The organism is Klebsiella sp. 141251, assembly GCF_050600725.1.
Taxonomy (GTDB): domain Bacteria; phylum Pseudomonadota; class Gammaproteobacteria; order Enterobacterales; family Enterobacteriaceae; genus Klebsiella; species Klebsiella aerogenes.
On sequence record NZ_JAQIRG010000002.1, the window covers coordinates 386327 to 403062 of the forward strand.

At 55.6% G+C, this 16736-nt stretch carries 15 protein-coding genes and 1 riboswitch; of the genes, 6 read left to right on the forward strand and 9 right to left on the reverse strand.

Going from position 1 to position 16736, the window contains the following annotated elements; genetic code table 11:
- The first annotated feature begins 2 nt into the window (after window positions 1-2).
- Genes pqqD through pqqF form a run of 3 tightly spaced genes read left to right on the forward strand, consistent with a single transcriptional unit; the run spans window position 3 to window position 3707 of the window.
- Window positions 3-281: a pyrroloquinoline quinone biosynthesis peptide chaperone PqqD gene (gene pqqD / locus PGR09_RS06445; protein WP_015366526.1), complete on the forward strand. Its 279-nt coding sequence runs from the start codon at window positions 3-5 to the stop codon at window positions 279-281.
- The gene (gene pqqE / locus PGR09_RS06450) at window positions 268-1410 is read left to right on the forward strand and encodes a pyrroloquinoline quinone biosynthesis protein PqqE (RefSeq protein WP_020078732.1); all 1143 of its coding nucleotides are present in this window, start codon (window positions 268-270) and stop codon (window positions 1408-1410) included. The genes pqqD and pqqE overlap by 14 nt, the downstream gene beginning before the upstream one ends.
- Entirely contained in the window at window positions 1410-3707 is a 2298-nt protein-coding gene (pqqF, locus tag PGR09_RS06455) for a pyrroloquinoline quinone biosynthesis protein PqqF (RefSeq protein WP_430915940.1), read from the forward strand. Before pqqE ends, pqqF begins: the two co-directional genes overlap by 1 nt.
- Window positions 3708-3712: 5 nt before the next feature.
- On the opposite strand, the gene mrdA is transcribed toward pqqF, so the two are convergent.
- The 4 genes from mrdA to PGR09_RS06475 form a co-directional block, all read right to left on the reverse strand.
- Window positions 3713-5632, reverse strand: coding sequence for a penicillin-binding protein 2 (mrdA, locus tag PGR09_RS06460; protein ID WP_045394227.1), 1920 nt, complete (start codon window positions 5630-5632; stop codon window positions 3713-3715).
- A gap of 186 nt (window positions 5633-5818) precedes the next feature.
- Entirely contained in the window at window positions 5819-6451 is a 633-nt protein-coding gene (locus PGR09_RS06465) for a LysE family translocator (RefSeq protein ID WP_430915941.1), read from the reverse strand.
- 17 nt (window positions 6452-6468) lie between these two features.
- Window positions 6469-6548: riboswitch (ZMP/ZTP riboswitch) on the reverse strand.
- 9 nt (window positions 6549-6557) lie between these two features.
- Window positions 6558-7061: a DMT family transporter gene (locus PGR09_RS06470; protein ID WP_063415564.1), complete on the reverse strand. Its 504-nt coding sequence runs from the start codon at window positions 7059-7061 to the stop codon at window positions 6558-6560.
- A 9-nt stretch (window positions 7062-7070) separates the two neighbouring features.
- A complete protein-coding gene (locus tag PGR09_RS06475; protein WP_047048535.1) occupies window positions 7071-7505 on the reverse strand; it encodes a DMT family transporter in 435 nt (144 codons plus the stop codon).
- 100 nt (window positions 7506-7605) lie between these two features.
- On the opposite strand from PGR09_RS06475, the gene PGR09_RS06480 reads away from it, so the two are divergent.
- Entirely contained in the window at window positions 7606-8538 is a 933-nt protein-coding gene (locus tag PGR09_RS06480) for a LysR substrate-binding domain-containing protein (protein ID WP_430915942.1), read from the forward strand.
- Between the two features lie 264 nt (window positions 8539-8802).
- Complete coding sequence (katG, locus tag PGR09_RS06485) at window positions 8803-10980, forward strand: catalase/peroxidase HPI (protein WP_047048540.1); 2178 nt, start codon at window positions 8803-8805, stop codon at window positions 10978-10980.
- A gap of 76 nt (window positions 10981-11056) precedes the next feature.
- On the opposite strand, the gene zapE is transcribed toward katG, so the two are convergent.
- Window positions 11057-12079 (reverse strand): cell division protein ZapE, encoded by a 1023-nt coding sequence (zapE, locus tag PGR09_RS06490; protein ID WP_063415558.1) that lies wholly within the window; start codon window positions 12077-12079, stop codon window positions 11057-11059.
- Window positions 12063-12671 carry a TetR/AcrR family transcriptional regulator gene (locus PGR09_RS06495; protein WP_045394217.1) on the reverse strand — a complete coding sequence of 203 codons (609 nt, stop codon included), beginning with the start codon at window positions 12669-12671 and terminating at the stop codon, window positions 12063-12065. The genes zapE and PGR09_RS06495 overlap by 17 nt, the downstream gene beginning before the upstream one ends.
- 132 nt (window positions 12672-12803) lie before the next feature.
- On the opposite strand from PGR09_RS06495, the gene PGR09_RS06500 reads away from it, so the two are divergent.
- Complete coding sequence (locus PGR09_RS06500) at window positions 12804-13676, forward strand: arginase family protein (protein ID WP_315710556.1); 873 nt, start codon at window positions 12804-12806, stop codon at window positions 13674-13676.
- 99 nt (window positions 13677-13775) lie between these two features.
- On the opposite strand, the gene mgtU is transcribed toward PGR09_RS06500, so the two are convergent.
- The 3 genes from mgtU to mgtA are packed head-to-tail and all read right to left on the reverse strand — an operon-like array spanning window position 13776 to window position 16719.
- Window positions 13776-13862 carry a magnesium transporter protection protein MgtU gene (mgtU, locus tag PGR09_RS06505; RefSeq protein WP_257880777.1) on the reverse strand — a complete coding sequence of 29 codons (87 nt, stop codon included), beginning with the start codon at window positions 13860-13862 and terminating at the stop codon, window positions 13776-13778.
- Window positions 13863-13872: 10 nt separating this feature from the next.
- On the reverse strand, window positions 13873-13965 hold the full coding sequence (gene mgtR / locus PGR09_RS06510) for a protein MgtR (protein WP_020078726.1): 93 nt from the start codon (window positions 13963-13965) through the stop codon (window positions 13873-13875).
- 21 nt (window positions 13966-13986) lie between these two features.
- Window positions 13987-16719, reverse strand: a complete 2733-nt coding sequence (mgtA, locus tag PGR09_RS06515) for a magnesium-translocating P-type ATPase (RefSeq protein WP_047048549.1) — start codon at window positions 16717-16719, stop codon at window positions 13987-13989.
- Between the last annotated feature and the right edge of the window lie 17 nt (window positions 16720-16736).

Genomic DNA, 16736 nt, shown 5'->3' on the forward strand with positions numbered 1-16736 from the left:
CTATGCAAAAGAGCGCAATCATCGCCTTTCGTCGCGGCTACCGCCTGCAGTGGGAAGCCGCTCAGGATAGCCACGTGATCCTCTATCCGGAAGGAATGGCGAAACTGAATGAAACCGCCGCCGCGATCCTCGAGCTGGTCGATGGTCAACGCGACGCGGCAAAAATAATCGCCGAACTCAACGCCCGTTTCCCGGAAGCGGGCGGCGTCGATGACGACGTCATCGAATTCCTGCAGATAGCTTACCAACAGAAGTGGATTATCTTCCGTGAGCCAGAATAAACCCGCCGTTAATCCGCCGCTGTGGCTACTGGCGGAACTGACCTATCGCTGTCCGCTGCAGTGCCCCTACTGCTCTAACCCGCTGGACTTTGCTCAGCAGGAGAAAGAACTCACTACCGAACAGTGGATTGAGGTCTTTCGCCAGGCGCGGGCCATGGGTAGCGTGCAGATGGGTTTCTCAGGCGGCGAACCGCTGACGCGCAAAGATCTGCCGGAGCTGATTCGCGCCGCGCGCGATCTCGGTTTTTATACCAACCTGATTACGTCGGGCATTGGGCTCACCGAGAGCAAACTCGACGCCTTCAGCGAGGCCGGGCTGGATCATATTCAGATTAGCTTCCAGGCCAGCGATGAAGTGCTTAACGCGGCGCTGGCGGGCAACAAAAAAGCGTTCCAGCAGAAGCTGGCGATGGCGAAAGCGGTAAAAGCGCGCGACTACCCGATGGTGCTGAACTTTGTCCTGCATCGCCACAACATCGACCAGATCGATAAAATCATCGAGCTGTGTATCGAGCTGGAAGCGGATGATGTTGAGCTCGCCACCTGCCAGTTTTACGGCTGGGCGTTCCTCAATCGTCAGGGATTACTGCCGACCCGCGAACAGATCGCCCGTGCTGAACAGGTCGTTGCTGATTACCGACACAAAATGGCGGCTAACGGTAATCTGACCAATCTGCTTTTTGTCACCCCGGACTACTACGAAGAGCGTCCCAAAGGCTGTATGGGCGGCTGGGGCTCGATATTCCTCAGCGTGACCCCGGAAGGCACCGCGCTGCCGTGTCACAGCGCGCGCCAGCTGCCGGTCGAGTTCCCGTCGGTGCTGGAGCAAAGCCTGGAATCGATCTGGTATGACTCATTTGGCTTCAACCGCTACCGCGGCTTTGACTGGATGCCGGAGCCCTGTCGTTCCTGTGATGAAAAAGAGAAAGATTTCGGCGGCTGCCGCTGCCAGGCCTTTATGCTGACCGGCAATGCCGATAACGCTGACCCGGTGTGCAGCAAATCGCCGCACCACCATAAAATCCTCGAAGCGCGGCGCGAAGCGGCCTGCAGCGACATAAAAATCAGCCAGCTGCAGTTCCGCAACCGCACCCGTTCACAGCTGATTTATAAAACCCGGGAATTGTGATGACCACCGCCACCCGCATCGTGGAACTGGCAGGCGGTATGCGCGCAACGCTGGTTCATCATCCGCAGGCGACGCGTGCGGCGGCGTTGGTTAAGGTGGGCGCCGGAAGCCATCACGAAACCGATGCCCTGCCGGGGCTGGCCCATTTGCTGGAACATTTACTGTTTCGCGGCAGCCAGCGTTATCACGATGATGAGCGATTGATGGCGTGGATCCAACGCCAGGGCGGCAGCGTCAACGCCACCACCCTTGCCCGCCACAGCGCCTATTTCTTCGAGGTCGCCGCCAACAGTCTGGCCGAGGGCATCACCCGTCTACGGGATACGCTCCGGGCGCCGCTGCTGTCGCCTGAAGATATCCGTCAGGAACTGGCGGTCATCGATGCGGAAAACCGGCTTATCCAGCAGCACGATCCCTCCCGCCGTGAAGCCGCGGCCCGTCACGCGATGGCGGCGCCCGCGGCTTTTCGCCGTTTTCAGGTCGGCAGCATGGATTCGCTGGGCGGAAACTTGCCTGCGTTGCAGAGTGCGCTCGGCGAGTTTCACCAGCGCTATTATGTCGCCAGCCATCTGCAGCTATGGCTTCAGGGGCCGCAGTCGCTTGATGAATTAGCCGAATTGGCCCATTTTTTTGCCGCGGGGTTCCCTGGCGGCCTGCCGCCGGAAAGCCCGCCTTCTGCGCATTTTAGCAACAATGTGGATCTTCAACTGGCCGTTGAAGACAAACCGGCGGTATGGCGTTGTCCGCTCATCGAAAAAGGTGACAACGTCACTACTTTCCGCGAATTCTTACTGGATGAAGCGCCTGGCAGCCTGCTGGGCGGGCTGCGTGAATGCGGGCTCGCGGACGATGTCGCGCTGAACTGGCTTTACCAGGATGAACGCGTCGGCTGGCTGGCGCTGGTATTCAGCAGCGACCATCCCGACGCCATCAAGCAGCATGTCGAGCGATGGCTGCAGGCATTGCGGCACACCTCGCCTGAACAGCAGATGCACTATTACAAGCTGGCGCAGCGGCGTTTTGACGCACTGACCCCGCTCGAACAGCTCCGCCAGCGGGCATTGGGTTTTGCGCCCGATTCCCCGCCCGTCGATTTTGCTGGCTTCTGCGCCAGCTTGCTGTCGGCGCCGGCCTCTTCGCTGGTTTGCCGCAAAATAGCGGCTGGCGATGGCGTGGCAACCCAGGGCTTTACCTTGCCGCTCAGCCGCTGGCAGCCACGGACGATAGTGACGGATCTGCTGGCATTTAGCTTTTATCCGCAGGCGGCGACCGCTGAGGCACCTGAACTGCCGCTAACGACCAGCCCAATGCTGCATGTCATTGCAGATAATCAAACGCCTACGCTGATCGTTCGCAAGCCTTTCTATAGCGTGCTCAGCCAGGCGCAGGGTATGGCGATAAGCCAGCAGATCCGTCCCTTGCTCGCGCAACTTCGCCATGCTGGCGGCAGCGGCGAGTGGCAAACGGTGGACGGCAACTGGCAGCTTACTCTACAGCTACCTGAATCCGGCGGCGTAGCGGAGCGCGTCGTCACCGCGCTCATGCGCCGATTATCTCAACCCGCGCCGGGGACGGTGGTCACACCTGAAACCATCGCCATTCGCCAGCTACTGCAACAATTACCTGAACAATTGACTATCGCTCCGCCGCAGGAGGGTTGGCTGGCGGCGATGGTAGGCGGCAGCAGCAATCTGGCGCAGCAGGTTGCCCGTCTGTTGAGCTTGCTCAACGCCCCGGTCAACGCCGAGCTTCGCTCTTCGGCAGGCGGTCGCCGCGGTATTAAGCGTCTTCCTCACGCCAGCTCTGATAGCGCGCTTCTGGTTTTTATTCCATTGCCTGAGGGGGCCTCGCTGGCCGCGCTGCAACTGCTGGCGCTACTTTGCGAGCCGCAATTCTTCCAGCGTCTGCGGGTCGAACAGCAGATTGGCTACGTGGTGAGCTGCCGTTATCAGCGGATCGCCGATCGCGATGGCCTGCTGCTGGCGCTGCAATCGCCCGACCGTTCCGCCGGTAATCTACTACGCTGCTGTAAAACCTTTCTTCGCCAGTTAACGCTGTGTGAGCAAGCTGAGTTCAGCCAGTTACAACACCAGTTGGCTGAGCAGAACGGTCAGGTGCGGGACGCCAGCGCAACCGCGCTCGCCGCCCTGCGCCAGCGCTATCATCTACCGGTAGCCACGCCGCAGGACGTTAACGAGCTGCAGCTGGACGAGATCATCGCGCTATGGCGTGAGATAACTCGCCGTCGCCGCAGTTGGCAAATCTTATATAGCGCGCCGACGACGTCCACCACTTAAGGTCGTTACTGCGCATCGGCGCTTTCGACCTGCGGAACGTTGCTTTGCGCGCTATCCGCAGCTGGCGCATTCGCCGGGTCGAAGATATGGTCGAGAATCGCGCGCGCCGTCGGGCCGGCGACAACGCCATCGCCGCCGCCATTTTCGAGAATGAGCGCCATCGCCACCTTCGGATGCTGATACGGCGCAAACAGGGTATAAAAAATGTGGTCGCGCAGACGTACCGGGATCATTTTGGCATTGTAGGTCTGGTTCTCCTTCAGGCTGAACACCTGCGAGGTCCCGGACTTCGCCGCAATCTGATACGGCGCGGTATGGAACAACTTATATCCCGTCCCGTTCGGCAGGTTCGCCATGCCATACATACCGTTGCGGACAATCCCCCAGTATGGCGATTTCGGGTCGCCAACCTGCGGTAAATTGGCCGGCTGCTGGTAGCGTTCGACCTTATTCCCCTGCTTCATTGAGTACAAAAGATGCGGGTTTTGTACTTTGCCGTTGTTGATTAGGGTGGTCAGCGCTTTCACCATTTGAATAGGAGTGGCGATCCAGTAGCCCTGGCCGATACCGACGGAAATAGTATCACCCTGGTACCACGGTTTTTTATGGACCCGCTGTTTCCACTCTCGGCTCGGCAACACGCCAGAATACTCCTCGTTCAGGTCAATCCCTGTCGGCTGTCCATAACCAAACTTGCTCAGCCACTGATGAATACGGTCAATGCCCATTTCAAAAGCGACCTGGTAGAAGAACGTATCCGCCGACTCTTCAATCGCTTTGGTCACATTCAACATACCGTGTCCGGTTTTTAACCAGTCGCGATAGCGGCGCTGAGTACCAGGTAGCGTCCAGGTTGGCGCGCCGAAGAAGGTGGTATTTGGCGTAATCACCCCGGCGGAAAGGGCTGAGAGCGCCATATACGGCTTGACCGTGGAAGCCGGGGGATACAAGCCCTGAGTGACGCGGTTAATCAGCGGGCGATCCTGGTTATCGAGCAGCGATTTGTAAGCCTGGTAGCCAATCCCCTTAACGAAGGGATTCGGGTCATAGCTGGGGCTCGACACCATCGCCAGTACGCCGCCGTCGCGCGGATCGACGGCCACGACCGCGGCGCGCTGGCCCTTCAGGACCGACTCAATATACTGCTGCAAATGCAGGTCGAGCGTCAGATAGATATTTTTGCCGGCGACCGGCGGGACTTCTTTCAGTAGGCGAACGACGCGGCCGTGGTTATCTACTTCGACTTCCTGATAACCGGTGGTGCCGTGTAATTCTTTCTCGTAATAGCCTTCAATTCCCTGTTTGCCGATATTGCGATCGGCCGCGTAGTTTTCTGCTTCGCCGTTTTTCGCCAGCCGTTGTAAATCGTTATCGTTAATTTTGGAAACGTAACCGACAACGTGCGCCAGTTCCGCGCCATAGGGATAACTTCGCTGCTGGTAGCTCTCGACGGTGACGCCGGGAAAACGGAATTCGTTGACCGCGAAGCGCGCCACTTCCACATCGGTAAGATCGGATTTCAGCGTCACTTCTTTATAGCGGCTATTGTGGTGCATATCGTCGCGGAAACTGGCGATATCATCCGCCGTCAGGTCGACAATCGGGCTTAACGCCTGGAGCAGCGCCGACATATCGGCAATTTTGCTGGGGATCACCTGCAGGCGATACAGGGTGATATTTTGCACCAGCGGAATACCGTTGCGGTCGAAAATCAGCCCCCGGCTTGGCGCGATCGGCAGCATTTTAATGTCGTTCTGGTTGGAACGGGTCTGATAAAAATCGTGCTGCTCTACCTGGAGATGGTAGAGATTGAAAATCAACACGCCAAAGCAGACCACCACCAACAGGAAAGCAATGACGGCGCGGCGGATAAATAGCATCTCTTCTGCCGAGTGGTCGCGGATCTCATCTCTCAATAGGGGCATTGGCGGCAATTTACCTGAGTCACTTGAAAGCACAAAAAATAAAGGCGGGGAAGAATAGCTTTATTGACGCATTAGCCCTACAGAAAGGTTGCTAATGAACTGGCAGAAATGTATCAGTATGTTAGAACGTGAGATGCCTTTCTCAACCGGAGAAAGGCATCAGCATGCGGGGTTCGCCAGTAACGGTTATTTTCTGGCCTCAAAGGCAATTTTTACGGCCATTCCGGCAAGTACCGTCGCCATCAGCCAACGTTGAAATTGTTGCCAGCCCGGCCGCCGCCCAAGAAACAGCGCCACCTGCCCGGCCAGCATAATAATAAGTCCGTTTACCGCCACGTTTATTAGCGCCTGGGTGCAGCCTAATATTAGCGACTGACTCAGCACGCTGCCGAGCCCGGGGGTGATGAACTGTGGCAGCAAAGACAAATACATGATAGCCACTTTTGGATTCGCCAGGCTGGTAAGAAGGCCCATCAGAAACAGCTTACGCCCGCTATCCGCCGGTAAGTCGCGAACTGCGAAAATCGGCCGCCCACCGGGTTTAATCGCCTGCCACGCTAAATAGAGTAAATAAGCCACTCCGCAAATTCGCAACGCGTCGTAGGCATAGGGTACGGCGAAAACCAGCGCGGTTATGCCAAAAGCCGCGCACAGCATATAACAGAAAAATCCCAGCGCAACGCCAGCAAGAGAAATAAAGCCGGCGCGTTTTCCCTGGCAAATCGACCGTGAAGTGAGGTACATCATGTTGGGGCCAGGAGTTAATACCAAACCCAACGCCACCGCGGCAAAAGCCGATAATGAAGCTAATTCAGGCATAACTTATCTCCAGATAGGGGTAATGCCCAGGCGCGCGGCGTACTTGACCATGCTCCCCAACAGTATTCTGTCTTTAGCGCCAGTCACATGGTGTCTAAGTATTAGCTTATTCCCGTTCGGTCGACAACCATTTCGCCTTTCCCGACCGTTTTGTCGGCTCAACTGCCCCTGATACGCCAGACGCGTATATAAAGTACAGCGCTAGCGCCAAACACAGAACCGCCGCCAGGCGTTGTGGCGAAAAGGCAATAGCGCTATTCCCCAACCACCCAAAATTGTCAATCAGCAAGCTCATCGCGAGCTGACCAAATATTACCGCCACCGTCGCCGTTGCCGTGCCGATTCGCTGTACTGCTAGCACCATGATGACAATATAGGGTACCCCGCAGAACGCCCCAAGCAGTTGCCACTTTGGCACATCCAGCAGCGTCATCGACTGCTGCGGAGCAAAGAAAACGATCAATAAACCGGTCACCAACGCGCCAATGGAAAAGGTCAAAAATGCGCTACGCAATATTCCGACATGTGCGCCAAGACGGCCATTCACCGCAGCCTGTACGCTTAGCAATGCGCCGCCAATCAGCGACAAAATAATCATCAACATATTCATATCAGCACCTCAATCAACGGCAATCAGCATTAATGCCGCCACAATGAACAACAGTGCAATAACCCGGCGGCGATCTATTTTTCGCCGCGGACTACCAAACCAGCCAAAATGATCGATTAACAGGCTTTTACATACCTGACCGGCGAGAACGCCGGTAATTGTCATTGCGATACCGATCGCCGGAGTCACAATCGTTAATATCACCACATAACCGGGCCCCAACAGACCACCGGTTAATTGCCAGCCGGGGAGCGAAAAAAAAGAGGGACTCTGTCGCGGGCTAAAAAAAAGCATCAGTAAAAATGTTAATGCCGCGCCAATAGAGAAAATACTCATTGTTGCCCATAAATCACCGACCTGACCCGCCAGCGGCCCCAACAAACCTGCTTCTACGGACAGCCCCATTCCGCCGGCAATCACTAAAAAAATCAGCACACGCTGCATGTTGAATACTCTTCAGTTGTTAAGAGCGGAAGAGAATAGAACGGCGCGCTAATGCAAAAAATAGTATAGTTTTGCAAACACCTTTGCAGGATTTGCATCAATGGCCGACGTAGGTAACATCAATCTCCGCGCCCTCCAGCTGTTTATCGCCGTGTATGACAGCCATAGTTTTTCCGTTGTCGCGCGCCGTGAAGGCGTATCCCCTTCTCTTATCTCACGGGTCATCCAGCAACTCGAGGATGCGCTAGGCCAGCAGCTGTTCTATCGCAATACGCGTGCGGTCGTTCCAACGGAGGCCGGAAACCTGTTTGCTGACTATGCCCGCGGGATGACCGAGCAAATCGCTCACGCGCAACGCGAATTACAAGATCGCACCCAACAACCTGGCGGACTTGTGCGCATCAACGCCCCGGTCTACTTCGGCCAACGGCATATCGCGCCATGGTTAGCCGGACTGGCCGATCGTTATCCCGCGTTGGAGTTCGAATTAATTCTGACCGATGACTTTGTCGATCCTCATCGCCAGGCGACTGATATCATTTTTCGCATCAGCGCCCTGCCTGACGCCAGCTATCACGCAAAGGTTTTTGGCGCCCAGCGCTATTACCTCGCCGCAGCGCCGGGTTACCTTTCCCGTTTCGGCGCGCCGCAATCGCCTTCTGAGCTCAATCAACATCACACGCTGGTGTATCGCGGTTCACAGGGAGCTAACCGTTGGTTTTTTCGCCAGGGGGAAGAAGAGTGGACCCATTACCCGCAAACACCGCGGCTAATCTCAAACAACGCCGATGCCCTTCTCACTTCAGCGATTGGCGGAATGGGTATTGTTCTGTTTCCAGACTGGATGGTGGGCGACGCGCTGGCGCAGGGAACATTAGTTTCGCTGATGAATGACTACAGCGTTGGCATCAACCATTTGCCCTCTTACATTGCCGCGATTTATCCGCATGCTCGTCATCCGTCGCTCAATGTACGCACCGTGATTGATTATTTTACCGACGTTTTCGGCACGCCGCTTTACTGGCAACGCTAATCCATTCATCGCAGTAAAATTGTCATATCTCAAACAATTAGCGATCCGTAGCGGTTAACGCATCATAACGTTTCCTTTACCGCTGCGTTACGACTATGTTTAAAGGTGTGGTTTTGAATTTCGCCGAGTAATCACACTAAAACACTGGTTTTAATTATGTTTGTTGAACGGTAAAAGCTATTAAATCCGTAGACTCATTCAAATATCGCTTATTGGTAGCAGTGTATATCGTAATGGCATTCACAAAAGCAAACGGAGCCTGATATGAGCACGTCAAATGATCCCACTAACAACCCATCCGCTGGGAAATGCCCTTTCCACGCCGAGACGCCGAAGCAAAGCGCCGGTAGCGGTACCGCCAACCGTGACTGGTGGCCCAACCAACTTCGTGTTGACCTGCTGAATCAGCACTCCAACCGTTCTAACCCGCTGGGCGAAAACTTCAACTATCGGGAAGAGTTCAAAAAGCTCGACTACTCCGCATTGAAAGCCGACCTTCGCGCGGTGCTGACCGACTCCCAGGAGTGGTGGCCCGCCGATTGGGGCAGCTATATTGGCCTGTTTATTCGCATGGCGTGGCACGGCGCGGGGACCTACCGTACCGTTGATGGCCGCGGCGGCGCGGGTCGCGGTCAGCAGCGTTTCGCCCCGCTTAACTCCTGGCCTGATAACGTCAGCCTTGATAAAGCCCGTCGCCTGCTGTGGCCGGTGAAACAAAAGTACGGTCAGAAAATCTCCTGGGCCGACCTGTATATGCTGGCGGGTAACGTGGCATTAGAAAACGCCGGCTTCCGGACCTTCGGTTTCGGCGCAGGGCGTGAAGACGTGTGGGAACCGGACCTCGACGTGGACTGGGGCGATGAGAAAGAGTGGCTGAAACACCGCCACCCGGAAAGCCTGGAAAAACAAGCGCTGGGCGCCACCGAAATGGGTCTGATCTATGTCAACCCGGAAGGCCCTAACGCCAGCGGCGATCCGCTTTCCGCCGCGGCAGCCATTCGCGCGACCTTCGGCAATATGGCGATGGACGATGAAGAAATCGTCGCGCTGATTGCCGGCGGCCATACGCTGGGTAAAACGCACGGCGCCGCGCCGGCAAGCCATGTGGGTCCGGAACCAGAAGCCGCTCCGCTGGAATCTCAGGGTCTTGGCTGGAGCAGTACTTACGGCAGCGGTGTAGGCGCGGACGCCATTACCTCGGGTCTGGAAGTGGTATGGACGCAAACACCGACCCAATGGAGCAACTACTTCTTCGAGAACCTGTTCAAATACGAATGGGTACAAACGCGCAGCCCGGCGGGCGCTATTCAGTTTGAAGCGAAAGATGCGCCAGAGATTATTCCCGATCCGTTTGATCCAAATAAAAAACGCAAGCCGACGATGCTGGTAACGGACCTGACGCTGCGCTTCGACCCGGAATTCGGCAAAATCTCGCGCCGTTTCCTGAACGATCCGCAGGCCTTCAACGAAGCCTTCGCACGCGCCTGGTTTAAGCTGATTCACCGCGATATGGGGCCAAAATCCCGTTATCTCGGGCCGGAAGTGCCAAAAGAAGATCTGATTTGGCAAGATCCGTTACCGGCGCCGACGCATAACCCAACCGCCTCCGACATCGCCACGCTGAAAACGGCCATTGCGGATTCAGGCCTGTCGGTTAGCGAACTGGTCTCCGTTGCCTGGGCTTCCGCCTCAACCTTCCGTGGCGGTGATAAACGCGGCGGCGCTAACGGCGCGCGTCTGGCCCTGCTGCCGCAAAGAGAGTGGCCGGTAAACGCCATCGCCAGCAAAGTGCTGCCAACGCTACAGGCCATCCAGAAAGCGTCGGGTAAAGCTTCTCTGGCGGATATCATCGTTCTGGCTGGGGTCGTGGGCGTTGAGCAGGCTGCCGCCGCTGCCGGCGTTCGCGTAAACGTGCCGTTTGCGCCGGGTCGCGTTGATGCGCGCCAGGATCAGACCGACGTTGAAGCAATGGATCTGCTGCAGCCGCTGGCCGACGGTTTCCGTAATTACCGTCGCATCGAAGGCGGCGTGTCGACGGAGACTCTGCTTATCGATAAAGCGCAGCAGCTAACCCTGACGGCGCCGGAAATGACGGCGCTGGTCGGCGGCCTGCGCGTGCTGGGCGCTAACTTCGACGGCAGCCAACATGGCGTCTTCACCGATCGCGTCGGCGTCCTCAGCACTGACTTCTTCGTCAACCTGCTGGATATGGGCACCGTATGGAAAGCCGCCGATGAACAGGCTGAGCTGTTTACCGGTCGCGACCGTAAGAGCGGCGAAGAGAAATATACCGCCACGCGCGTTGATCTGGTGTTCGGTTCTAACTCAGTCCTGCGCGCGCTGGCCGAAGTCTATGCCTGCGCCGATGCGCAACAGAAATTCGTTACTGATTTCGTTGCCGCATGGACGAAAGTGATGAATCTGGACCGCTTCGATCTGTAATTCCCCTGCCCGCCGGTGAATAATCGGCGGCAGGTTACTCTGTTAAAGCGCCGCTCATTATCGAGAGGCGCTTTTTTTATGCTTCCCGCGCGAGCTGCTGTAACCGGCTGTAGGTGCGCTGAATATCATCCAGCTCCACATCCGCCACCAGTGTTTCCAGCCCGCAATCGGTAATTAATATTAAGCGGCACTGTTTTTCATACAAAATATCCACCACGTTGATAAAGCGCTGCTGTGCCGCCGGGCTAACTCGCGCCAACGGCGGAACATTCTCGACGAGCCAGTTCTGGTGCTGCTCACATAGCGTCAGGTAATCCATGACCGAAGTGGGCGCAAGGCAGAGCTGCTCGAAAGTGAAATGCAGAAAGGTCCCTTGCGGCGATGCCGTGTGCAGGGTTCGATAACCTACCTGCAGAGCCTGCGCCTGCGGGGCAATAGCCGGCAAACCGAGCGCTGCGCGGCTGCTGAGAGTTGGCTGCACCAACAATTTTCCCTGGCAGAAATCATTCTCCAGCGAGGTATGTCGCTCGCGATAATCCTGTTCGCCGTTGAGCGCCGTTACCGTCATATGCCGTTTAATGAGGTTAATGGAAGGCAAAAAACGTTCGTGATAAAGCGGATTCGCCAGCAAACGGTCGGGCGGATAATTGGAGGTCGCTAATAAGACGATATTTCGCGCGAATAAATGTTCCAGTAGCACCTTCATCAACATCGCGTCAGCCGGGTCATGAAGGTGAAACTCATCAAAACAGAGCAGACGACAGTTGTCGGTCATTTGCGCGACGACCTGCGGCAATCGCGGCGCCGAAGGGGCGTTCAGCCGCTGATGGAGCTCGCGGAAAAAGTGATGAAAATGTACCCGCCGCTTTTCACGCAGCGGCAAACTGGCAAAGAAACTATCGAGAATAAAGCTTTTCCCGCGCCCGGTTCGCCCCCAGACGTACAAGCCTTGTATTGCCGTTTGCTGCCGGAATAACTGCTGACTCAGCGTTTGCAAATCGGCGACTAACGCGAGCTGGTCGGCATCAAGGGTGAGATTTTCTTTTGCCGCCCGTTGGGCCATCACGGCGCTAAAACAGAAATCAGCGTACTGTTGCATGGGATTCACTAACGCTATTTTTATCGAGAATGGTCGCCATGACATGGTCAAAGTGCGGCAGATCCTTAGCCACGCTAAATGCGGGATTCATCGCTTTACGGCCAATCAAACCATCGATTAACGCAAAGATGGTAAGCGTTGCTTCTTCGACATTAACGTGTGGGCTGAGCTCACCCGCGGCAATTCCGCGAGTAATAATCTGTGCCATTCCGTCGCGCATGATCCTGTCGCTATTGACGAAAATCTGCCGCAGCGCCGGCTTTCTTGCCGACTCAGCAATAATTTCCACCCACAGCTGGTGAGATGAGGGATACCCCACTTCTTCAATACAGGAAACGGCTAAGGCGCAAATCTGCGCAAAATGGGAACCTTCAAAGCGCTCCTGATGCTTAGCTAATGCCGATTTTTGCTCTTCAAGGATAATCGCCTCAATGAGTTCATCTTTGCCCTTGAAGTAGGTGTACATCGCGCCGAGGCTAATACCTGCGCGCAGTGCAATTTCGCGCACGCTGGTTCCATTAAATCCTTTTTCGGCAAAGCACGCCGCCGCGGCGACAATCAGCTTATGGTACGTTTCTGAATTATTTAACATTTCAACTACCTCCGGCGATGGGCAATTCTACCTGCTTCTGCCGTTTTTTGCTTGCCATCGTGCATCGCGCGTTTCATTATAAATGAATGAACGTTCGTTCATTTAATTGCACATGCCTGAGGCGAGGATGATATGGCTCAAAATACTTACCACACACTGCGTTTACTTTTCCCGCAGTGGCAAGGCGGTAACAATCCGCCCTACTTTTTCGGTTCGCAGCTGCTGGCGTGGCTGGCGCCGCCGGCCCAGGGCGCCGTTGAGGAGGTCAGCGTCCCCGCCCCGACCAAGGCGCCGCTGGTTAATGAAGATGGTATTGTCGGCCGCCGTGCGGTAGTTGAACAGCTGCTTGATGCGCAAGACAAAATCACCAGAACTCAGCCAGAGTCCATCGTCACCTTAGGGGGCGATTGTCTGGTCTCTCTGGCCCCCTTTGCCTGGCTTGCGGAAAAATATGGCGATAAATTGGGGGTGTTATGGATTGATTCTCACCCGGACATTATGACGCCAGAGCAGTTCCCACATGCCCATGCCCACGTTCTTGGGGCGTTGATGGGCAATGGCGACGTGGAACTAACCCAGGTGGTCAGAAAGCCATTATCGCCTGGCAAAGCGCTTATTGCTGGGATCCATAGCCCCCTCGATGTCGAAAAACAGTTTATTACTGAACGCGGTATCGCCACCTTAAGCCCTTCAGAGCTGCGTCAGAATCCGCAGGCGATCGACGAGTGGATAGCGCGCGAAAGTGTTGAGTACCTGGCCATCCACCTCGATCTTGATGTCCTCGACCCGGCCCTGTTTCGAGCGGTGCTGTTTGCTCGTCCGGGGCGCGGCGTACACGACTTCGGCGATGTCGCCGAAGGGAAACTGACGATTGCCGAAGTGGTTAATTTTATCAATCAAGCTGCCGCTCAGGCCAAACCGGTGGGACTCACCGTCGCCGAACACTTGCCGTGGGATGCCCTAAACCTGAAGAATATGCTCGAAGCTCTGCCATTATTGAGCTAATCGACGCGTTCCCCGTGGTGGAAAGCGCCAATTGCCATGTTGCAGGAATACCGCAGGACTTTACCTCAGGCCCGGAGCAATAATGCCCCGGGCCTTAAACTACCTAATCCAGACGGTGAGTAAGACTATCACCACCATCATCAACACAGCCTGGATAAAGATTGGGTCTAATGATGTTTTGCGCATAGTCCCCCCGCTATTCAAAGATTTGTCGTATCGCCAGCGCCAGTACCAGCAAACCGGCCAGTAAAAACATCCAGGCGATGAGATCTTCCGGTGAACGATTCATCGTCATCCCTCCTTTTTGTCATCAGAACCACTGGCCAAAGCGCTTGATATAGAAACGTTTCATACCCTGCGCCACCAGGCAGTAGCTCAGCAGCGTGGCAACCAACCACGGGAAATAACTCAGCGGCAGCGGCTCAAGCCCCACCATGGCGCCAAGCGGCGAGAATGGGATATAAATGCCGATGGCCATAATGGCGGCGGTGGTGAGCAGTACCGGCAGCGTCGCGCGGCTCTGGATGAACGGTATTTTCTGCGTTCTCAACATATGCACCACCAGCGTCTGCGACAGCAGCCCTTCAATAAACCAGCCGGACTGGAACAACGCCTGCGCCTCCACATGATTGGCGGCGAAGACGTACCACATCAGAGCAAAGGTGGTGATATCGAATATCGACGACGTGGGGCCAATCCACAGCATAAAGCGGCCAATGTTCTTCGCATCCCACTTGCGCGGTTTACGCAAAAACTCCTTATCCATTTTGTCCCACGGCAGCGACAGCTGTGAGATGTCGTACATCAGATTCTGGATCAACAGATGAATAGCCAGCATCGGCAGGAACGGGATAAAGGCGCTGGCGACCAGCACCGAAAACACGTTGCCGAAGTTGGAGCTGGCGGTCATGTTCAGGTATTTGATAATGTTGCCAAAGGTCTCGCGTCCTTTAATAACGCCCTCTTCCAGCACCATCAGGTCTTTTTCCAGCAGAATAATATCCGAGGACTCCTTCGCGATATCCGCCGCGCTATCGACAGAAATACCGACATCGGCATCGCGCAGCGCCGGCGCGTCGTTAATGCCATCGCCCAGAAAACCAACGGTATGACCATTTTTCTGTAGCATCTGCAGAATGCGCGACTTCTGCAGCGGCGTCAGTTTGGCAAACACCGCGCGTTTCTCGACCTCCTGCTGAAGCTGGCGGTCAGTCATTGACTCAACCTGTTGGCCGGTGAGAATGTCGTGCGAATCAATCCCCACTTCAAGACAAATCCGCGCCGTTACCACCGGGTTATCACCGGTAAGCACCTTAACCGCGACACCGTTATCACGCAGCGCGGTAATGGCTTTGCCCGCGCTTTCCTTCGGCGGATCGAGAAAGGTCAACATGCCCTCAACGGTGAGCCCCTGTTCATCGGCGGCGGTGAGCGGCACGTTTAGCGCGGTGTCGTCCAGCTTGCGGGTAGCGACCAGCAATACCCGGAAGCCCTGAGCGTTATAATCTTCGGTTTTCGTCAGCAGCAGTTCCCGGCGCAGCGCATCCAGTTCAACGATCTTGTCGCCCTCACGGATATGGGTCGCGGCTTCGAGCATCTCTTCAACCGCCCCTTTGCAAATCAGGCTTTTATCGCCATAGCGGCTGTCTTCCACCGAGACCGATACGCGGCGACGTACAAAATCGAATGGCAATTCATCAAGCTTAACGAAGCGCTCTTTTTCCGTCGGCGCCAGCCGGCCTTCCCCATAACGGAGCACGGCCCTGTCCATCAGATTACGCGCTCCGCTTTGGCTGCTGCTATTCAGCCACGCCAGCATTAATACCCGATTACTTTCCGCGCCGCCGACGTCGAGATGATGCTCAAGAATGATATTGTCCTGGGTCAGGGTGCCGGTTTTATCCGTACACAGCACATCCATTGCGCCAAAGTTTTGGATGGCATTAAGACGTTTAACGATCACCTTGCGTCGCGACATGGCAATCGCGCCCTTCGCCAGGTTCGAACTGACGATCATGGGTAACATCTCAGGCGTTAAACCGACCGCCACCGCTAGGGCGAATAGCGAGGCTTCAACCCAATCGCCCTTGCTGAAACCGTTAATCAACAACACGATCGGTACCATAATCAACATGAAGCGGATTAACAGCCAGCTGACGCTATTCACCCCACGATCGAAGGCGGTCTGCGTGCGGGTGCCGACAATCGATTTTGCCAGTGAGCCAAACCAGGTCCGGTCGCCGGTCGCCACCACTACCGCCTGCGCCCTGCCGCTGGTGACGTTCGTCCCCATCAGACAGATATTGCCCATCTCTAACAGGCTTTTATTTTTATCCGGCGTCGGTAAACGATCGCTGCATTTACCTGAAACGCTGGCCATGAGGTCATATTTTTCCACCGGCAGCGATTCACCGCTTAGAATGGACTGACTGACGAAGAGGTCCCGTGATTCCAGCAGACGAACATCTGCCGGCACCAGATCGCCCGCGGCAAGAAAAATAATATCGCCCGGCACCAGCTCTTCAATGGGTATTTCCTCCTGACTGGGGCCAATATTTCCCGGCCCGCGGCGCAGTACCGTTGCGGTGGTACGGACCATGGATTTTAGCGCCTGCGCGGCTTTATTGGTCCTGAACTCCTGCCAGAAGCGTAATAGACCACTCAGGCTCACCATCGTCAGGATAATAATAACGCCGGTGAGGTCGGTCTCTTCACCATTACGCAGCGGTAGCCAGTAATCGGTAATAAAACTGACTGCCGCCAGCGCCATCAGCACGTAAATAAACGGGTTATTAAATGCCTGCAGTAATTGAATAAAAAACGGCGGCGCGGTTTCTCGTGCCACTTCGTTGCGGCCATAATCTTCCAGCCGCTCCAGCGCATCGGCGGTCGTTAGCCCCTGCCGACTGCTATTTAAACGCGACAGCGTGTGATCCGGGCTATTAAAGGCCTCCGTTTCAATCGCAAAGCTCTTTTTATGCTGCTTATCATTTTCTGACGCAGACCGGTTGGTATTCCGGTTTTCTAATTTCATGTCAGTCATGATTCATCCCCAAATTT